11 protein-coding genes and 2 pseudogenes are annotated in these 19,425 nt (G+C 52.4%); 2 read left to right on the forward strand and 11 right to left on the reverse strand.

Annotation, left to right across the window (positions count from 1 at the left end):
* Nucleotides 1–2 precede the first annotated feature (2 nt).
* From AC6I8L_RS24660 to AC6I8L_RS24680, 5 genes are read right to left on the reverse strand one after another with little or no spacing between them, the layout of a single operon-like run.
* Nucleotides 3–752, reverse strand: a complete 750-nt coding sequence (locus AC6I8L_RS24660) for a thioesterase II family protein (protein ID WP_058962443.1) — start codon at nt 750–752, stop codon at nt 3–5.
* Nucleotides 752–1,819, reverse strand: coding sequence for an NAD-dependent epimerase/dehydratase family protein (locus tag AC6I8L_RS24665; RefSeq protein ID WP_058962444.1), 1,068 nt, complete (start codon nt 1,817–1,819; stop codon nt 752–754). Before AC6I8L_RS24665 ends, AC6I8L_RS24660 begins: the two co-directional genes overlap by 1 nt.
* Nucleotides 1,812–7,217: an amino acid adenylation domain-containing protein gene (locus AC6I8L_RS24670; protein ID WP_498014837.1), complete on the reverse strand. Its 5,406-nt coding sequence runs from the start codon at nt 7,215–7,217 to the stop codon at nt 1,812–1,814. The genes AC6I8L_RS24665 and AC6I8L_RS24670 overlap by 8 nt, the downstream gene beginning before the upstream one ends.
* Complete coding sequence (locus AC6I8L_RS24675) at nt 7,214–10,609, reverse strand: non-ribosomal peptide synthetase (protein WP_498014839.1); 3,396 nt, start codon at nt 10,607–10,609, stop codon at nt 7,214–7,216. The genes AC6I8L_RS24670 and AC6I8L_RS24675 overlap by 4 nt, the downstream gene beginning before the upstream one ends.
* Nucleotides 10,610–12,256 carry a (2,3-dihydroxybenzoyl)adenylate synthase gene (locus tag AC6I8L_RS24680; protein WP_498014841.1) on the reverse strand — a complete coding sequence of 549 codons (1,647 nt, stop codon included), beginning with the start codon at nt 12,254–12,256 and terminating at the stop codon, nt 10,610–10,612.
* 303 nt (nt 12,257–12,559) lie between these two features.
* On the opposite strand from AC6I8L_RS24680, the gene AC6I8L_RS24685 reads away from it, so the two are divergent.
* A complete protein-coding gene (locus tag AC6I8L_RS24685; protein WP_058962533.1) occupies nt 12,560–13,468 on the forward strand; it encodes a helix-turn-helix domain-containing protein in 909 nt (302 codons plus the stop codon).
* Nucleotides 13,469–13,550: 82 nt separating this feature from the next.
* Here AC6I8L_RS24685 and AC6I8L_RS24690 read toward each other — a convergent pair.
* The 3 genes and pseudogenes from AC6I8L_RS24690 to AC6I8L_RS24700 all read right to left on the reverse strand — a co-directional run bounded on the left by AC6I8L_RS24690 (nt 13,551) and on the right by AC6I8L_RS24700 (nt 16,133).
* A pseudogene (locus AC6I8L_RS24690) lies at nt 13,551–13,837 on the reverse strand (DUF1330 domain-containing protein).
* On the reverse strand, nt 13,837–14,517 hold the full coding sequence (locus tag AC6I8L_RS24695) for a GntR family transcriptional regulator (RefSeq protein WP_058962534.1): 681 nt from the start codon (nt 14,515–14,517) through the stop codon (nt 13,837–13,839). Before AC6I8L_RS24695 ends, AC6I8L_RS24690 begins: the two are co-directional and overlap by 1 nt.
* Nucleotides 14,518–14,600: 83 nt before the next feature.
* The gene (locus AC6I8L_RS24700) at nt 14,601–16,133 is read right to left on the reverse strand and encodes an IS3 family transposase (RefSeq protein WP_498014742.1); all 1,533 of its coding nucleotides are present in this window, start codon (nt 16,131–16,133) and stop codon (nt 14,601–14,603) included.
* 147 nt (nt 16,134–16,280) lie between these two features.
* On the opposite strand from AC6I8L_RS24700, the pseudogene AC6I8L_RS24705 reads away from it, so the two are divergent.
* Nucleotides 16,281–17,542, forward strand: a pseudogene (locus AC6I8L_RS24705) (autotransporter outer membrane beta-barrel domain-containing protein).
* Between the two features lie 611 nt (nt 17,543–18,153).
* Here the strand turns inward: AC6I8L_RS24705 and AC6I8L_RS24710 are convergent.
* From AC6I8L_RS24710 to AC6I8L_RS24720, 3 genes are all read right to left on the reverse strand, one after another.
* Nucleotides 18,154–18,588 (reverse strand): hypothetical protein, encoded by a 435-nt coding sequence (locus AC6I8L_RS24710; RefSeq protein WP_058962514.1) that lies wholly within the window; start codon nt 18,586–18,588, stop codon nt 18,154–18,156.
* 2 nt (nt 18,589–18,590) lie between these two features.
* Nucleotides 18,591–18,824, reverse strand: coding sequence for a CPCC family cysteine-rich protein (locus tag AC6I8L_RS24715; protein WP_072226643.1), 234 nt, complete (start codon nt 18,822–18,824; stop codon nt 18,591–18,593).
* A gap of 207 nt (nt 18,825–19,031) precedes the next feature.
* Nucleotides 19,032–19,415: a hypothetical protein gene (locus AC6I8L_RS24720; protein ID WP_236699820.1), complete on the reverse strand. Its 384-nt coding sequence runs from the start codon at nt 19,413–19,415 to the stop codon at nt 19,032–19,034.
* Nucleotides 19,416–19,425: the final 10 nt, after the last annotated feature.

Here is a 19,425-nt window from a genome sequence, read left to right on the forward strand (position 1 = left end):
CCTTACGGCATATCCGATGTGTGTGAAAAAAGTCTTTGGCACAGTTGATGTAATATGGCCTGCCAGTGCGTCGTCAGGTAGAAATGGTCTCCGGGCCAGTTGTACAACCTGAATTCGTTGGACGTAAACTTGCTCCAGCACTGCGCTTGGTGCTGAGTGACTTCGCTATCCTCTCGCCCGTGCAATACCGTAATCGGAGAGGAAAGCTTCTTTGTAGTGGTGGGCTGCCAGCGCTCTATCAATGCATAATCATGTCGCAATTGCTCCAGCACTAACTCGCGTAGAGCAGGGAATTCAAACAAGGACGCGGGTGTCGCCGAAAAACGTGCGACCTCAGCGATTAACTGTTGATCAGACCCCAGATGGAACTGAGTTTGCCGCATCACATCAGGGGGTGTTTGCCCGGAGATGAACAAATGAGAAACCGGCTGCCTGCATTGCTCTAATGCCAGTGCCATTTCCCAGGCGATTATTGCGCCCATGCTATGCCCCAGCAGGATGCGCGGCCTTTTGGGTAAGGCGGTGACTTCTTTTATCAACAACCTGACCAGTTCAGCCATGTCTGTCAGCGGTGGGAGCTCCAGTCGGTCCTCTCGTAGAGGTAATTGCAGTGCGCGTAAAATCACGCCCTCAGGCAGATGGGCCGCCCAGCGCTGAAAATAGCTGGCGCTGCCGCCAGCATGAGGAAAACACAGAATTTCGCTGCGTGGAGCGGGGCAACAGTTAAGTTGTTGCAATAGCGAAGCATGCATCAAATTGCCCCCTCTTCATGACTTGTTAACGAGGGAAGTTCGAGCCAGCAGAAGTTCTCCAGCTGTCGCTGCATAAATTGCAGAGTTGCTGTGGCGGGTAAAACATCGGCTGCAAAATGCAGGCCGGGAGGGATTTTGCCTTGCACCATATTTAATGCGGTAAAGGTGGTTACGGCTGCGGTTAACTGTGCTCCAGAAGAACATTCAATCACACAGGCCCGGCGCTCAAATATCCCCTGGCGCTCACCACTGGCCTCAACGGCGACCAGATGCTGTGGCTGCTGTCCAACACATGCCTGTACACTTAACGCGACTAAATCATCTACAGCGCGCGCATCACGCTTAATGCGCTGGCTGAGCCAGTGCACGAGCGCTTCAGAAGAAAAGAGGTTGTACCATGTCAGGTCAATATGAGGATGCGCTTGCCCAATGCGCTGCCACTCACTGGTCATAAAGGGATACGCCATGGCGCTCGCCCGTGCCAGAGGTAGCTGGATGCGAGCCCCACCCGGACAGTGCTGCAACTCACCCTGACGGAGTGCTACTCCTGTGACGCCATAACCGTTATCCAGGCTGGCAAGAAAATCGGCCGCCCCGCCTTGTGAGAAGGGCTCGCAACTCAGCGCATAGCCCTTGGCTTCGTAGAGACGGTCAAAAGCGGAAAAAGCGCTTCGCAGCAGCAGTCCGGATAACCCCGGAAGCATGCCCGCAGAGAGAACTGCGCACGGAGAAGCTTTCTGCGTGTTTTGCAGTCGTGCGAAGAGCGGCTCATCCCCGCCAGGATCGAGATAATCACAATCCAGCGCCGCAGCCGCTCGTGCGACGCGATCGCCAATCAGGTGACCGGGTGCTGCGCAGTTAATGATTAATTGAGCACCCTGGCAGAACTGACGCAACGCGCGCTCATCTAACAAGTCAACACGCTGGTATTCCACATCGGGATGACGTTGGACAGGGAGTTGCCGGCTTCCGGCACGCAGGTGACCCACTGGAGCCAATTGCGCTATAACCTGTTCACCAACCGCGCCGCGCGCACCGAGGAGAGCAATGACCGGCCGATTAATCATTGTGTTCTCCAGCTGAAAGTGCCAGTGCATTCAGGATGTGATGGCAATTTTTGCTGTTCAGGCAGCTGAAGTGATCGCCTGGGATATCGTGGATATGTAGTGGCAGAGTAGTGTGTTGCTGCCAGAAAGTGGTCATCTCCGTATTCATGCCGGGCAGCACCTGCATTTCTCCCAGCTGACGCAGGAAAGTCACAGGATGATCGTAAGCCTGGAGAGGATGACCGTTTACCGCCAGCAGGCTGTGACGAATCAGTTTAAATTGTTCTGCCACGCGTGCCGGCGTATTCAGGTCGCTATCGCCTAAGGCACAATGGCGGCGAATAGCTTCCAGTCGTGTATCGGGACTGCGACTGGCTAACGCAGTAATCGCTTGCGAACCCGCATCCTGTTTACCGAGCGAGAAAGCGGCGAGTGAACCTTGCGGAATGACACCTGGCGTTTCCTGGAGTATGTCATTAATCAAACGCTGGAAAGCCTGTTCATCTTCGGGATATCCCAAGGCTCTCGGGTCAGCCTGGACGACACGCGCAAAGATATACTCAGCCAATAAATCATCGTCGATACGGAATGGGACTGGATAACTGCTGATGATACTGAGTTGCGCTATCTCTTTACCTGTTGCGTGCAGAAGAGAGGCGATTTCCTGCGCCAGCATCCCTCCGAGACAATAGCCAACAATGTGTAGTGGAGCCGAGTTCATGTCCTGAACGATAACCTCGACAGCTTGCTTTGCCAGTCGCGCAATCCCGCTTTCCGCTGGCTGAGCAAGGAACTGTTCCGGCGTATTCAGTGCCAGGCCCAGAACGCGCTGGCGCTTGTCGATTTTTTCCAGCATCGCGCGATAAGGTGCCAGCGTGCCGCTGCCATCGTGAACCAGTAGCAGCGTCGTAGCGCTCGCCTCCCCGGGCTGGATTTCCTGCAACGTATAGTGAGAGGCCTGTGGCTGGCTAAAACGCTGCGCCAGCGCGGCCAAATCTTTCTCGTTCATCATGGCGCGCAGCAGCGTATCCCAGCGCCATCCCGAAGCTTGCGGTAAGGTAGCGCGGAGTCGGCTCACGACTTGTGCCACCAGCAGTGAATCTCCGCCCAGTGTGAAGAAGTTATCGTGACGACCGACGCTGTCGATTTTGAGCACCGACTGCCAGATTTTGGCAATATCTTTTTCCAGAGCACTGGCGGGTGCTGCTGCAGTTGTTGAACGTTCTGTCCTTTTGGTGGGTATCAGTGATGCCAGCGCCCGGCGGTCAATTTTCCCATTAGACGTTAAGGGCAGGTGATCGAGCTGGTGGATCTCATCCGGTAACATCCACGCGGGTAGCCATTGGCTTAGATGGTGACGCAATTCATCTGGATGCACGGTGGCTTGATGAGTCTTAAATCGCGCAGCAAATACATGCTGCCCCAAATCGTTCAACGCTAATGCCTCCTGTGGCGCGATAACAATTTCCGTCGCGCCCGCCTGCTCCAAATAGTGATGCCATTCATTAAGGCTAATAAATGTGGTGCCCTGTTCAAGACGGCAATCCTTAAAGCCGGTTAATCCCTCTTTGAACTCCATTGATGACATAATCTGATAGCTGTTACTGGTGGCTTCGATAAACACCAGCCACCCGCCGGGTGCCAGAATTTCTTTCAGTTTCGCAATAACATCTGCCGCGTGACGTGAATTGTGCAGTACGTTTGCGCACAGAATGACATCGCGTGACGCAGGCTCAATACCTTGCGGCAGTGCGGGCTGATTAATGTCATAGAGACCGTAGCGTACCCAGGGCCACTGGCTGAAGCGCTTTTCCGCCTCGTTCAGGAAGTAGTTGGATAGATCACTAAACAGGTAATCCACCGGGAAGGCTGCCAGTGCGGGAATGAGGTCGAGGCTGGTTCCACCAACGCCCGCTCCGACTTCCAGCAGACGTAATGTTTCACCGTTCTTTTCGCGAGCAATCTGGCAAATGGTGGCACAGACCAGCTCATTGACCGTGCGGCTCACCAGGTTATCGCGATAGGCTGCTTCGGCTACATGTGTTTGTCCCTCCGGGAACAGTAAATCCAACGGGTCTGCTTCATTGCGCATCAGTGCCGGTAACGCCAGATGGCTGTCATGCATATAGCGAAGGATGGCCGCTCCCCAGTTCACTTTGTGCCCCAACTGGTGGAGCGTCTGCCAGCGTTGCTCTACGTCGTGCGAAGTGACCTGGCGCTGTGCAACAAAGCGCTCTTCATCGACCTGTTGTAAAAAGCCCTGTTCCGTCAACGCGCGCAGCCAGCGCCCAATCAGGCGTTCATGGCGTGAAGCCACCGCGCCGCTGCTAACCAGGTCAGTCAATGCAACCGGGGCTTTTCTCGCACTGGCAAACTGCGGCAGGCTCAACAATGCCTGGGCCATTGCCAGCAATGACACCTCTTCAATGCCCTGTGCCAATTGAAGGACGGCCGCGCGATCCAGTTGGCTGGCAATAGATTGCGCCTGTTGCGGCAGGATGTGTCCAACCTGTGAGGCGTTCAGGGCACAATGCCGCTGTGCCGCGGTCACAAAAGCCACTAAGCGTTGCGTACTTTGTCCGCGATCCATCACCAGCACATTGGCGGAGGCAACATCAGGGTGGCGAATGAGCGTGCTTTCAATCTCCGCCAGCTCAATACGGTGGCCACGCACCTTGAGTTGATCGTCCTCCCGTCCGAGAAACTGCACATTGCCATCCGTCAGGTAGGCGCCCAAATCACCCGTGCGATAAAGTCTCTCACCACTCACGGGGTGCGTGAGAAAGTGCTGCGCGGTTTTTTCCGCATCGCCGGCATATCCCAGTGCCAGACCGGATCCGCCAATATACAATTCTCCCGCCACGCCGTCTGGAAGCTCACGCATTGCTGCATCCAGCACATAGATGTGCTGGTTAGGCAAAGGACGGCCATAAGGGATGCTGACCCACTCTGCGGGGACGGTGGTAATCGGATATATGACTGACCAGATTGCGGCTTCGGTCGCGCCCCCTAAGCTGAAAAGCTGAGCATTCGGTAAGAGGTCTCGGGTGCGGGCAGGAAGGTCGACCGGAATCCAGTCCCCCGAGAGCAGCGCTGCGCGCAAAGAAGGGCATTGGGTGTCGCCATCGCTATGCAGATAGTCCACCAGCATGGCGAGTTGCGCAGGCACTGAGTTCCATAATGTGATCTGATGCTCGCGAATCAGCTGGGTTAGCTGCCAGGGATCGCTACGGTATTTTGGAGCCGGGAGTACCAGTGCGGCGCCGGTAGCAAGGATACCGAAAACATCGTAAACCGCGAGGTCAAAACTCAGGTTGGCTAATCCCAGCAGACGGTCATGTTGCGTGGGTTGCAGTCGCTGATTCATCGCTTCCAGGGTATTGCGTGCTGCCTGGTGGCTGATCATCACGCCTTTTGGTTCACCGGTTGAACCTGAGGTATAAATCACATAAGCCAACGACGCTGGGCTGACCTCCGGCCAGAAGGCAGGCATGCGTGTGGCCTCAACGCGATCAGTGCTGATCATCGCGTATTCATCTGTGTTGAGATGATAAGTACTGTGCGCCAGAATGATATCCGGTTGTGCCAGGCTCAGCAGCCACGCCTGGCGTTTATGGGGTAAAGAGATGTCCAGTGGGATCCACACTGCGCCCGCGCGCATCACGGCCAGCACAGCGATAATCTGGCGCACACTTTTCTCCAGGGCGATAACCACCCGTCCACCGGGTTGGATACCCTTCGTGATGAGACACGCGGCAAGCGCATCGGCTTCTGCTATCAATTCTTGATAACTAAGCTGTTCATGCGTGTCCATGACGGCCAAAGCAGAGGGCGTTTTTTGCGCCTGTTGCCAGATGGGGGTGTGCATCAGGCCTTGCGGCAATGGCATATCTGTCTCATTTAGCGCCTGATGGCGCTGACGCTGGGCCAGAGGGAGGGGGATGGTAATGGGCTGTTGCCAGTCCTGACGGTTGTCGCATAAGGACAGGATGGTTTCCCGGAACGCACTGAACATTTCTGCGGCAGTCTGCGGTTCCAGCGTGCCTTCTCGAATATCCCAGTTGATATTCAACCCGGTTTCGCCCGGCGCGATTTGGCAATCGAGTGCAACCTGCGGCGTTTGGGTAATGCTGTAAGTTTGCTGTGCACCCTGCAGTAACTGAGCGCAGCAATCCATTCCACTGCTGATGGCACAGGTGAAGGCCACCGGGTAGAGTGCGGCCTCACGTCCGCGTCTGCGCGCAATCTCCCTCATCACATCAATGCCCGTGAACGCGTTGTGGTCAAGATCACGCCATAATTGATCCTGTAACGCAGTGGCCTGCGCAATCAGTGAGTGCTGCGGCTTATAGTTCACTTCAAGCAACTCCACCGCACTGAAATCGCCGATCACCGCGTCAATCGACGGATGCAGGGGCTGGCGTTGCATCATGGTCAGGCTCAGACCAAAGTGATTGCCGGCTCCCCATCGCTGCAAGGTTGCGGCATAGATCGTTGCGAACAAAGCGCTAAGGCCTGTGCCATGATCGGCGGCTTGCTGACTGAGTTGGCTGAACTGATCAGGCGGCAACACAAAACCTTCACGATAAAAGCGAGCTGTCACAGGCAGTGTGCAAGAGGGTAAGAGGGGCGCAGCGGGTAGGCTATCCACACGTGTGAGCCAGTAGTCTTTTGCGTCCTGAAAGGCGCGGTTTGAATCCCGGCGCTGGCTGTTTATCACATAATCCCGGAATGTCACTGTCGGCGCTGTTATGTTTTCGCCCTGATAGGCCGCGTTTAATTGTGCGAGCAGCTGTCGTGCGCTCTGGAAGTCACAGACCAGCAGGTTGAATGAAATATGCAACACGGCACTGTCTTGCATCTTTGTCACATTGAGACCGATTAATGGCCAGCAATCGGGCTGACTCTGATAATGGCTAAAGGCTTCTCTTCGCTGCAGCAAGCGTTGCTGCTGAGTGGCCAGAGAATGAGAGCGAAGGTCTTCGACCGAAATCATGGCTTTGGGTACGTCCTGGAGTGTTTGCTGTGTGCCATTTTCATAGACCACCGTACGCAACATATCATGTGCAGCAATCAGCGATTGCCACGCTGCCTGCAGACGGGGCACGTCCAGTTCGGTAAAGCAGAACTCAAGATAACCGTGACAATCCACACCACCATAGGTAAAGGCTTCGTTGCGGCCCATCAGGTAGGCGGATTGCAATCCGGTGAGCGGATAGGGTGCAAAACGGTTTTCGCTGTCCTCTATCCAGTCGGGTGTTGCCAGCGCGTTGAGCAGATCGGATTTGTGCTGGCGCAACAGAGCAATTCTTTCTGCTGTCATCGCGCCTGCAGGGGCACGATATCGGAGTGCATCACCTTCACACCATAACGTTATGCCGGCCGCTTTAAACTCCTGGATTAATGTGGACAAATTCATAGTGCTCCCTCTTCAGTCGTTATGACGGCAGGACAAGTTGATTCAATGAAATGGGTGAGCGCCAACAATGTGGCGTGACTCAGGAACTGGCGCAGTGATAGCTGGATACTCAATGATTGATTGATACGGTTTACCAGCCTCATGGCTTGTAAGCTGTTGCCGCCCAACTGAAAGAAGCTCATCTCTGCATCCAGTGACGGCAGATCCAGCACTTCCAGCCAGTAATGGCGGAGCTGTGCCTGCAGCGGGTTTTCTTCAGTGGTGACCGTGCCGGGGGACTCGACTTCAGTCGAAGCGTTGATAACCCGGCGGCTTAATTCGGCTCTGTCTACCTTTCCATTTGGCGTAAGGGGCAAATCCTCTGTCACTAAAATGCGTTTTGGCACCATGTAAGTGGGTAGCGTTGTGGCCAGCTGTTCTACGAGTGCAGAGGTATTTATGGCGATATGCGAAGTCACTACCGCAGCAAGGTGGTGGTTAACCACCAGACAAAACGCCGCTTTAACGCCACTTAGCTGACGTAAAGCCGATTCGATTTCAGCCAGTTCAATACGGTTACCATCGAGTTTAATTTGGCTATCCTGCCGTCCCAGAAAATGCAGCAGCCCTTCAGGCGAGTAAAAGCCGCGATCGCCGGTTCGGTACCAGCGCTGGCCATCATGCTGCACAAAGCGTTGCGCCGTTTGTTGCAAATCGCCTACATAACCGCAAGCAAGCCCCTCGCCGCCAATCCATAACTCGCCGGGTACCCAATCAGGGCAATCGCATTCGCACTCATCCATGACTCTGAACTGCTGGTTGGAAAGGGGATAGCCGTAAGGCACACCTTCTCTGACATCAAAGTCTGGTGTGATTTCGAAGGCGTTTGACCAGATAGCGGCTTCTGTTGCGCCGCCCATGGCAACGATACGTACCGCTTGTAAGAGCTTATGCCTGAGGCGTTGTGCAAGGTCGGGGGCGACCCAGTCTCCGGATACCCACACCAGGCGCAAATGAGGCAGAAACGGTGTCTCTGAGTTCGTTAGTAGCAGCATTTCCATCAGGGCTGGTACCGAATTCCAGAGCGTCACGCGATGCTGCTGCGACAAGCGTCGCCACGTATCCGGATCGCGCCGCTCATCCTCTCGGGGCATCACGATGGCGCCACCTGCTGACAACAATCCAAATATGTCGTAAACCGACAGATCAAACTCCAGTCCGGATAGCGCCAGTACACGGTCATCGCGATTAATGTCAAAACGATGATTTAAGGTGGCGATGGTGTTCCAGGCGGCTCGATGTGTGACAGCAACGCCTTTGGGTTCGCCCGTTGAGCCTGAGGTGTAGATGATATATGCCAGGCTCTCGCCCTCGCCTGGTAACGGAGCAGGCAAAGATTCAGAGGATGCATTAAACCCATGCTGTTGTAGATCATAAACGGCGATCGTTTCAGGCCAGATTTCTGACAGTTGCGTGATCACACAGACGACCTCTGCTCGCTGGCAAATTAGAGCTCGGCGGGCGAGGGGATGGTGCATCGCCAGTGGCACCCAGCTCGCGCCAGCAGCCAGAACGGCCAGTACAGCAGCGATCTGTTCGCCACCTTTAGGGAGATTGATCGCGACGCGATCCTGCGGTTTAACACCTAGCTGCTGAAGCCGATGTGCCATCTGTAAGGCGTACTGTGACAGCACCTGATAGCTCAGACAGCCTTCTGCGGTGAAAATGGCAGGGGCATCAGGCTGCCTGCGCGCCTGTGCGAAGAATCCGTCATGCAGCTGCGCCTGTGGCAGACTTTCTGTGGTGGCGTTAATGCGGCTCCGCGTTGCCTGCGTTTCGGGCAGTAGTCCCCTCTCTGGCAGGAGATCCCACTCTTGTTCAATAAGCAGATGCAGGCGTGCCAGCCAGCTGTTAAAAAGCGCGCTGACCATACCGGCTGGAAATAGGGCATCGACGCTATCCCAGTTCAGTATCAGCCCCTCGCGGGTGGGGTAACTTTGATGATCTATCCAGACCTGTGGGGTTTGCGAAATCATCCAGCCTAACTGCCCGAGCGTCTTTTCTGCCTCATCGGGGACGAACGGTTTTCCGAGATTGAGAGCGAATACCACCGGTGCGCTGCGGGGAGCCGTGCCATCGGCGCGCGCCAGATCGCGTAACACTTCAACGCCCGAATAGTCAGCGTGCGTAATATCGCGATGCAATTGCGATTGTAATTGTTGAAGACGTTCGGTGAAGCTTGCCGGGCGACGGAAATCCACTTCAAGCAGCAGCAGAGAGGTGAAGTCGGCCACCATATCGGATACCGCGGGAACCAGTTCATGGCGGTTAAAGAGTGGAATGTTGAGCAGGAAATGCTTGTTCTCACTCCAGCGTGCCAGCACCTCGCAATATAACGTTAAAAACACGGTTGCGAGTGTCACCCCCTGCTTTTTGGCCTTGGTTTCAAGCGCATCTAATTGAGGGTTTTTAACTAAATAGTCACGGCGGGTAAAGCGTGGTTTAGTCAGTTTTTCAGGTTGTTGCGCCAGTGGTAATGTGGGTGCACCCGGTAAGAAAGGTAAACGTTGCTTCCAGTAATCCTGCGCGGTGCGCCGGCGTTTGTCACTCTCAAGCTCATGCCGTTGCAGGTACTGGGAAAAGTTAGCCGTGAAGGGCGCTAATTCTGGTGCGTCATGCTGATAGTAATAGGCTAAATCTCGCAATAGAATGCTGATACTTAGCACATCTGCGACCAGCAAATCGAGGTTCAGGTGAAGACGGCTGCTTTTTCCGGGTAAGCGTGAGAGCGCTACACGCAATGGCCATCCCTCATTTATATCCGCGCAATAATGAGAATAGTCATCACGATGCTGATTAAGGCGAAAAGCAATTTGCTCAGCAGAGTGCGTCCGAAGATCCTCAACTGAGAGTTTGAACGTCCGTAAGTTAGTCGGCACATGCTGTTCTCCCTGGTCGGTAAATTGTGCACGCAGCATGGGATGCCGTTTAATCAAACGATTGCAAGCCAGGGCAAGGCGTTCTGGACACAGGTCAGCGCCCTGAAATTCCATGTAAACCTGGCAACTGTTACCGCCCAGTGGCTGATCTTCCTGACGACCCATCCAGTAAGCCTGCTGAACCGGTGTTAATGCGAAAGGCTTGCTCATATCTGATGCCGGCAATCCCCTCTCTAATGAGGGGATTAAGGCGCCATCGTCAAGCATGGCAAGCCAGCTGTTCAGCGTGGGATGTTTTTTCAGCGTATCAAAAGAACACGCCACTCCCTGTTTGCGTAGCAGATTGACCGTGCGCATTAAGCCAATCGATTCCATACCTTGCAACAGCAGTGAGCTGTCAAAGTCGATTTCTGCAACGGTTAAGCCCAGTAGCGCTGCGGTATGTTCTGTGAGTTGAATATAGGCTGGATGCATTTATTTCCCCTCAATGCTCAGAAGATATTCCTGTTTTAATTTACTGCGCAGTTGTTTTTTGCTGACTTTACCAACACCGGTCAGATCAAAAGCAGGCGGGAAATTGAAACGATCGGGGATTTTAAAGCGCGCGACACCTTCACCAGCAAGGAACTGGCGTAATGCGACAGCAGTGGGTGGGTGCGCATCACACAGTAGAAATGCGCAGATGATTTCGCCTAAATAATCATCCTGTATCCCCACGATCGCTGCATCTTTAATATTAGGGTGGCGAAGTAATATATCCTCCAATTCGCCGCAATCAATTTTCTCACCACCACGGTTGATCTGATCTTTATCTCTACCCTCGGAAATCACATCGCCATCGAGGGTCAGACGAACTAAATCACCGCTACGATAAAAACCATCATTATTAAAGTTGCCGACATTTAACGAGTCAGGTCCATAATACCCCCTGATGGTGTAAGGTCCGCGAGTTAATAAATATCCTACTTCTCCTGCGGCGACATCTTTTCCCTCCTCATCCACCACACGTATTTCATCAGCCGGGGTCATCGGCTGGCCCTGAGTGGTTAATGTACGTAGTGACATGTCACCGGGTTTGGTAAAACAAATCAGTCCTTCCGCCATGCCAAAAACTTGCTGTAGAGCGCATCCCAGTACTGGAGTGACACGCTTCGCCGCCTCGTAGCTCATTTTCGCACCACCTACCTGCAGAGTTTTAAGCGAGTCGATATCAGGAGGGCACATTTCCGCCGCGTCCAGCCACACCATCGCCAGTGGAGGAACTAATGAGGTTACCGTGACGCCTTGCTGTTTGATTAAAGAGAAGCAGTGATCGGGAAAGGTTTGGTCACTGATGACCACACGGCCACCCACAAATAGCGTACCGATAAAACCAGGGCAGGCCAGTGGGAAGTTGTGTCCCAGGGGGAGTACCGCCAGATAAACGGTTTTTCGCGAAAAATCGCAGGCTGAGATCGCAGACCGAATGTTGCAAAGATAATCGCGGTGACGTCTGGGGATCAGCTTGGGCGTACCGGTTGTTCCACCAGAAAGCTGAAAGCAGACTAAATCATCAGGATGGTTCACGACCCTTGGCTTTGCTGGCGCAAGATGGGCTTCAAAGGAAGTATGCAGGGTGCTTCCTGCTGACACTTTTAGCTGCAGGAGGGTCGGAAAATGCTGATTCACAGCATTTGTTAGACCGATGGTTGTTTCACCTTCAAAGGTATCCTGATAGATCCATGCTTTGGCTTGCGCTGCGCGGGCAAATGACAATATCTCGTTTTCCCGGTGGCTGGGTAGGGCGAATACAGGGACGATACCTGAGATAAACAAAGCAAAAAGCGTTTCGACATAATTAATTGAATTTGGTAACTGCAATATAACTGCATCACCTTTTTTAAGATTAAAGCTATGAAGTTTGTTCGCCAGTTGAACAGCACGCAGATAAAGCCGTTTATACGTCAGTCTCTCGTTATTAAAGCACAAGGCAATATCGTCAGCATAAGTTTGTGAAATATCCTTGATACGTTGGTCGAAAGTTTCATCGTTCCAGAGTCCCTCGCGGAAATAATTCTCACGAAAATCCTTAGGCCAATCCGGAATTTTATAACTTGCAGCACCTGAAGACGAGTTTTGCATAACTTCACCAGCTCTAAGAATAATGTGTGAGAACAAAATGCAGATGACCAACGCCAAATGCTAAACGGTAATATTGTTATGCCGATAGGTTATTTATGACAATCACCAAAGTTTTAGGTATAGAAACTAATTCTTTAGAAATTGATGAAAATCGGACCAGTTAAAATTGATTAACCTTATTTATAATGAGGTTGGATAGCTGCGGGAATTAAATGGCTTAGTCAAAGTCATAGACAGAAATTTACAATACGCTTACAATGAGAATGATTATCAATACCAATCATCTGAACAGCAGGGACAACCATGGATTCGCACAAGCTAACCGCCGGGAAGAACAGCCTTCGCCAGTCGGGCGAAGGTGAAGTACAGATGTTGTTACATGGTGATATTTCACTAAGCAGTGGCAGCGTGAGTCCGCAGCGCGCGGTCTGGCAGGATGAGCAGCTGTTTATGGGTCTGAAAATTATCATTATTGAGAGCGGTGAATTGCTGTGCCGTTTTCCTCAGCAAGCAGAGCGGCATATCAAAGGTCCGGCACTTTGTGCTGTCTGGAGTCAGGATTTAGCGCACGCAAGTCAGTGCTTACTGCCTGGTGCGAATCTGAGTTACACCGCAGTGAATATTTCTACACACTCGTTAAGTCAGCATCTTTGCGCCGACTCCATTAATACGCTTACAGCAGGTATGCATCTCGACTTATCCGCAAATCCCGGCATGCGCATTCAAACGACGCCGAAATGCCTGTGTGGTCTGAGAGCCCAATTGTTTACTAATCCACTTCAGGGGGTCGCCCGGCAGCTGTACATGACGGGCAAAGCGCTGGAGATCGTTGCTCACACGCTGGATAGTTTGGTCAGTGAAGACAGGACGTTGCAGCAATCAACATTACGCCTAAGCGCCTGCGATATTGCCCGGCTGCATGATGTGAAAAACTTGCTCGCTGAGCACATCGACTCACCTCCCTCCATTCGCGATCTCAGCGCTAAAGTTGGCCTGAACACGCGTAAACTCACCGCCGGGTTCCGACGCCTGTTTAATCAGAGCATCTACGGCTATTTGCAAACGCTGCGACTCGAAACCGCCTGGCGTATGTTGTCGACGGGGGAAGCCAGCGTCTCTTCAGTGGCCTATCAAGTCGGTTATTCGCCCGCCCATTTCTCCGTCGCTTTCCGCAAAAAATATGGCTTTGCACCTAAGGATATGCGGGGCTGAAGCGGGGCAGAGCGATCTGATTGCTTAGCTTTTTAAACTGAGGAATTGAGCGGCAAATCAACCCAGGGGAGTTGGTCCAATTCTACGCCAGCCCATCCACAATGGTGATCATGGCTGTTGCCACGTTCTCACGCTGCTTTTGGCTAACTGATACTCGTCAGAATGATAGCAGTCCAGCGCCGTTTGATAATCGGGGAATTCAATGATCACATGCTTCTTAAATTCATCGCCCTCAAGTGAGGTGGCATTTTCACCGCGAGCGATAAACTTCGCCTGATATTTTTTAAACGCAAGCGGTGCCAGCTCAATATAATTCTGGTACTGCTGTGCATACTCAATATTGACGTGGGCGATCCAATAAGCAGACATTATTTTTCCTCGGCAGTCAGAATAGATTTAGCCAGGGTCGCAGCTTCAGACAGATGCTGTTTGACGGCCTCTTTCGCTTGTTCGGCATTGTTTTCTTCAATCGCTTCATAAATACGCGACATACGCTCAAAGCCTGCCACCTGACGCTCAGGGCTACGCAGGGTCAGTGCGCGCAGTCGACTGATACGACTATTCAGACGCTGGACGATTTCCCACGCAATATGATGTTTTGCAATGGAAAAGAGTTCTTCATAAAAGGCCTGAGACGCTTCTACACGTACAATATCATCATGATCGTGCGAGGCTTTAGCAATGCGCAGAAGTTTCTTGTGCAGATTCTTTTTATCACTGCTGGTGGCTAATTTTGCGCAATCCTTCGCCGCTTCGGATTCCAGCAGGATACGAATATCGTAAATCTGCTCGGCCACTTCCCAGGTTAATATCGCCACAATCGGGCCTTTTTTCGGCAGGTTTTCAATTAAACCTTCCGCTTCCAGATAGCGAATGACTTCGCGCACCACGGTTCGGCTTACACCTAATTCATCACACAGTGAGCGTTCAACCAAACGGTCGCCAGCTTTAAAGTATCCCGAGATAATGGCCTGACGAACTTTGGCCAGTGCCAGTTCACGTAACGTCACCGGCGTATTTTCAATTTTTAGGGAATGACTCGCATCCATAATCGTCTCTTCGTTGAAATCTAAAAATTCAGCCTGAAGTCAATGTCATGTCGGGGGTGCGGACGATTTCCTGGACTGATTTATTATAATAACCCCAGTTTTTGCCGGTACATATCTGGACTCACTCCACCCAGCGACAGCTTGATCCGATGACTATTGTACCAGCGGATGTAACCATCCACCTTCTTCATGAAGTCTTCAAGCGTTACACCAGACCAGTTGCGACCATAATACATCTCGTTTTTCAGCCGCCCGAAGAACCCTTCACATGCCGCATTATCTGGCGAGCACCCTTTACGAGACATTGAACGAGTGAGCCCCGAGGAGGATATTTGCTGTAACCACCCCGGCCACCGGTAATGCCCGCCACGATCGCTATGTATGATCGGGCGTTCGTTGGGTTGTAGCGTCTCGATCGCACTTTCCAGCATGCTGTTTGCAAGCATTGCGTCTGGCCTTGTGCCTACCGACCAGCTAACCACTTTACCGTCAAAGCAGTCCACCACCGGTGACAGCCACACTTTACCCGCAGGCAGCTGGAACTCCGTGATATCCGTCAGCCACTTCTGATTGGGCAGCACTGCATTAAAGTCTCTCGCAAGAAGATTATCAGGGGCTGGGCCGATTTCTCCACAGTACGAGCTGTAGCGTCGGCGGCGTGCTTTGCTCACAACAAGTGTTTCTTCTGACATCAGCCTGCGTACGACTTTTTCAGAGAGCCGGACGCCTTCATGACGGAGCATGGCGTGCAGGCGGCGGTAGCCGTAACACCGGTAGTTGGTGTGGAAGAGACCGGCCAGGGTCACACGAACAACAGCGTGCTTATCACCGGCCTGCAGCGCAGCGCGGTGATAAAAATAGCTGCTACGGGCGAGCCTCAGTGTGCTTAGCAGCGCCGACAGCGGATATGTTTCTCTCAGGGCATCAGCGACCTTAGTCTTTTCCCTGTTTGTCAGGAGACCTGCGCTGATGCCCGGGTCTTTTTTTATTATTTCATCCGCTTTCTTCAGGATATCGTGTTCCATCTGTAACCGCTGGATTTCCTGCCTGAGCCTGTCCCGCTCATTTCGCAGCTTATCGATATCTTCTGTTTCGGATGCTGTTTTGAGTTTGCGCATTGAACGATAGGCCTCGTCACCAACAAGTTCATCCTTCCACATATACAACAGTTGGCGGCTGACACCCACATGCTGAGCGATTTCCCGGGCGGGTTTGTTACGCGTGCACAGCTCACCAACGGCTTTACGCTTAACCTCTGATGTAAAGGGCGCTGCAGGATTTGAGGTGCTGGTCATGATACGACGCTTTCCCGGCAGAAGTTCATCCAGCCAGCAGTTGAGTATTGCGGTGCAGGGGTAGCCCAGCTCACGGCACGTGAAGGCCAGGCAACGCCCGTGTGTTAGATAATGATCAATAGCAGCCTGTTTTTGCGCAGTGGAGTAGCGTGGTTTGCGCTTAACACTCTTTATAGTACCGTCACCTGCCTTCCATGCTTCTATCCAGCGTCTGAGATGACGTTCTGTGGGATAACCCAGCTCACGAACAACGGCTACGATCTTTTTGCCATATTTAAAGTACAGCTCGATTGCACGAAGGCGATCCGCTTCGGAATACATAACTTATCTCCTGAGAGTCCAGGAAATCGTCCGCACCCCCAAAACGGTCAATAATCTTGGCGTTGACACGTTGCGCTTGATGACTCCTCCGCCTGGAATGTAACCGCCGACTCTGACGTAGCTAATCTGGCCTTGAATGGCGGAACCGTGCGATTTGCACCGTCTTCCGGCGACGGCTTTCGCACCCTGTCTCTCGGCACTCTCGATGGCGGCGGCAGCTTCTACATGAACACCGACGCCGCAGGCATGCAGGGCGACTTTATCGACGTTGCCGGCAGCGCCAGCGGCAGCTATCTCCTGCACGTCGCCAACACCGGCGCCGAGCCCGCGCAGACCGAAGACGCGCTGCGCCTGGTACGCACCGGCGGCGGCGACGCCGGTTTTACCCTGAACGGCGGGCGGGTCGACATCGGCGCCTGGCAGTACACGCTGGTCCGGAATGGCAACGAATGGGCTCTGGTTCAGGCCGGTACCGGACCTGCTCCTGATCCCGAACCGGAGCCAGACCCTGAACCGGGTCCGGAGCCTGAGCCCGGCCCGTCCACCTCTGCGTCCACCGACGCCGTGCTGAGCATGGCCTCCGCCCCCAGGTTCATGTTTTACGGCGAGCTCAGCAGCCTGAGCGCCCGCGCGCAGTCCGTCCGCGGTGGCCATCAGAGCGGCGTCTGGGGCACCTACCTGCATAACGGCGACCGCGTTCAGGGTGCCTGGCAGTCCGCCTACCGGCTACAGCAGGACGGCCTGATGCTCGGCGCGGACGTCGCGCGGGACAACGCTTACGGCTCGCTGGTGACCGGCGCCTTCGTCAGCTCCTCGTCCGGTCGCGTGAAGCACGCCCGCGGTGGAAAAGTCGTATCGACGCCTGGGGTGGCGGTCTGTACGCTACCCAGCAGTCCGGCACGGGCTGGTACGCCGACGCGGTGCTGAAACTGAACCGCTTTGAGAACAGCCTGTCTGCACGCATGGGGGACGGCGCTGACGTCAGCGGAAGCTGGAACTCCTGGGGCTACGGGGGTTCGCTGGAGGCGGGTCGCCAGCTGCAGTACAGCGGCGGCCTGAGCCTGACCCCCTACGTGAGCCTCACCGGCTATCAGAACCAGTCCGGGCGCGTGGAGCTGAGCAACGGGATGACCGCCAGCACGGGCGGCGTGCCGGTCACGCCTTACCTGCGGGCCGCGCTGACGCAGGAGCTGGCAAAGGGCGGCACCGTGCGCATCAACGACCGCTATGACTTTGCCGACGACTTCGCCGGCAGCGGCGCGCGGGCGTCAGCGTATCGGTCACGCCTGCCGCGACGCTGTGGCTGGACGCGGGCTGGGCGCGCGGCGAGCGCAGCGAGTCGCCAGTCAGTGCCAGCACCGGCGTTAAAATCGTATTCTGACGGGTTTTTTTTAGACAATACAGAATAGGCCACGGACTCAGTGGCGTCTTTGAATGGCCATGATAGAGAACTGATACAGTTAACAGCACAGTCATGCCAGGCTCCTGACGTCACTGACGGTAAACCCGCCCATATTTACTATCCGCACCTCCAAAAGTGACATTATCAAATTGGGCTCTCAATAAAAGTACGGGTAATGCTATTTATGTATAATTATCAGTGCTTTATTAAGGTGCGCGAAATACTTATTATGTTAAATTAACAATCAAGAGTTGCGACAATTCTGCGTGATGCTCCATTTACTCACCATTCAATGCATCCAACTCTTCCGACGCATTACCAACTTAAGTCTTAATACGCAGCAGTTTGTGTATTAGTGCTAAGTTTCGGGCGGCCCCATGTCCGGTCAACCTTCAGCGCGATCGAGTCATTAAGTATCGGATTGACGGTGTTCAAATAGGAGTTGGCAGTATCCTGCGAGTGCATAAGCTAAAGCTGCGGCAATCTCATCAGGAGACGCGCCTTTTTGCAGCATTGATATACCCAGAGAACTCTGCGCTTGAGCATTATCCGAAAAACCTTTACCAAAATAACCGGGACTCAGAGTATTATTCTCAACCTCATCAGCCGAAATAAATATTATCTAATGCTGGCCAGAAACGTAATAATACTATTCAAATCAGTTTCCCATTCGGAAATCTTCATACCATCTTCATTGTAAGTTTCACGTTCACCAATAAATTCATTTATGGTATCAGGGGTGAAATTTTGGTATTCATCCAAAAAAATAATTTTATTCTGAATATAGGCCGCATCACCTTGATAATACACCACCCAAACAAATATAAAACTTGTAAAATCAGGTTCATACATCGACACCGCCAAGGCGGAGTGTTTTTTATTATCAATACCTTGCAGAAGAGATGAGAGCCAATTCCTCTTATAATCCCCAAAGGACCAATATGATATTGGAATATGCAGTCGTTCAGTGAAGTCACCAATTATTATTGAAGAAGGAATAACTAACTCTCCATTCTCTCTTATCGGTTTGCCTTCGGGGAAAATACCGAACATTTTCAATTCTTAATCCTGTAAAAACTACTATCATACTGAGGTTTTCTTTGCTTATCCAAAAACAATTTCCTGGCTTCGTTCAAGGCCGGTCTGTTAGCTCCTCCGGTAAAATCTGGATCACCTGACTGCACAGGATCATCTTCCCATTCGCATATAGGGCATATTTCATAAGTGCCTGGTTCTCCGATTAAATTTTTTCCACAGCAAGCACAAGGATGAAACTGGGCATTAATCATTGTTTATTCTAATACTCCATACCTTTTTGGGGTTTAAACATGGTTCGTGGCACATCAATCGCGTCTTTAGATGCAAATGTGTTCGTTGAAGAATTGTAATACAAAAAATTGTCAACAACTTGGCTCCAAGGCTTGTGCTGCGGTGCCTACATCACCCCTTCAGTAACTTTATATAAATTAACACGCCCTCTTAAACGGCTTAGGTAATTAGTTTATAGTGATTATTTCAGGTTCAGAAGCTGATAACACGTCAATCACTTCAGTGCTGGTTACCACTAAGTAATGACAAAGCGAATCTGTTTGATGAATACCATAACTTTGCTCATGATACCAAACTAAGTAATCAGATTTTTCAACAGTATAAACTCCACAAATCATATCGCCACTCAAGTCGTTCTGAGTCTTTAATAGATCTCCCTCATCAGTCACTCGGAATGACATTGCACAGTCAAAGATAATTTTGTTTTTAGTGCTAACATCGGGAATGTTAGATAGCAACGAAATCTCTAAAACTCCTTGCAGAAAACTTAATCCTTCAAGGGGCATGTTTTTCATTTTTAACTTGGTGCCTTCTAACTCTTTAATTCTCATGCTCATATTT

This window comes from Type-E symbiont of Plautia stali (assembly GCF_059731115.1).

Bases quoted from the DNA above. Each gene is read 5' to 3' on its own strand.
- AC6I8L_RS24720 (WP_236699820.1), bottom strand. From the start codon at position 19,415: ATGAGAATTAAAGAGTTAGAAGGCACCAAGTTAAAAATGAAAAACATG.
- AC6I8L_RS24660 (WP_058962443.1), bottom strand. From the start codon at position 752: ATGCATGCTTCGCTATTGCAACAACTTAACTGTTGCCCCGCTCCACGC.
- AC6I8L_RS24675 (WP_498014839.1), bottom strand. From the start codon at position 10,609: ATGCATCCAGCCTATATTCAACTCACAGAACATACCGCAGCGCTACTG.
- AC6I8L_RS24685 (WP_058962533.1), top strand. From the start codon at position 12,560: ATGGATTCGCACAAGCTAACCGCCGGGAAGAACAGCCTTCGCCAGTCG.
- AC6I8L_RS24700 (WP_498014742.1), bottom strand. From the start codon at position 16,133: ATGTATTCCGAAGCGGATCGCCTTCGTGCAATCGAGCTGTACTTTAAA.
- AC6I8L_RS24665 (WP_058962444.1), bottom strand. From the start codon at position 1,819: ATGATTAATCGGCCGGTCATTGCTCTCCTCGGTGCGCGCGGCGCGGTT.
- AC6I8L_RS24710 (WP_058962514.1), bottom strand. From the start codon at position 18,588: ATGTTCGGTATTTTCCCCGAAGGCAAACCGATAAGAGAGAATGGAGAG.
- AC6I8L_RS24670 (WP_498014837.1), bottom strand. From the start codon at position 7,217: ATGAATTTGTCCACATTAATCCAGGAGTTTAAAGCGGCCGGCATAACG.
- AC6I8L_RS24695 (WP_058962534.1), bottom strand. From the start codon at position 14,517: ATGGATGCGAGTCATTCCCTAAAAATTGAAAATACGCCGGTGACGTTA.
- AC6I8L_RS24715 (WP_072226643.1), bottom strand. From the start codon at position 18,824: ATGATTAATGCCCAGTTTCATCCTTGTGCTTGCTGTGGAAAAAATTTA.
- AC6I8L_RS24680 (WP_498014841.1), bottom strand. From the start codon at position 12,256: ATGCAAAACTCGTCTTCAGGTGCTGCAAGTTATAAAATTCCGGATTGG.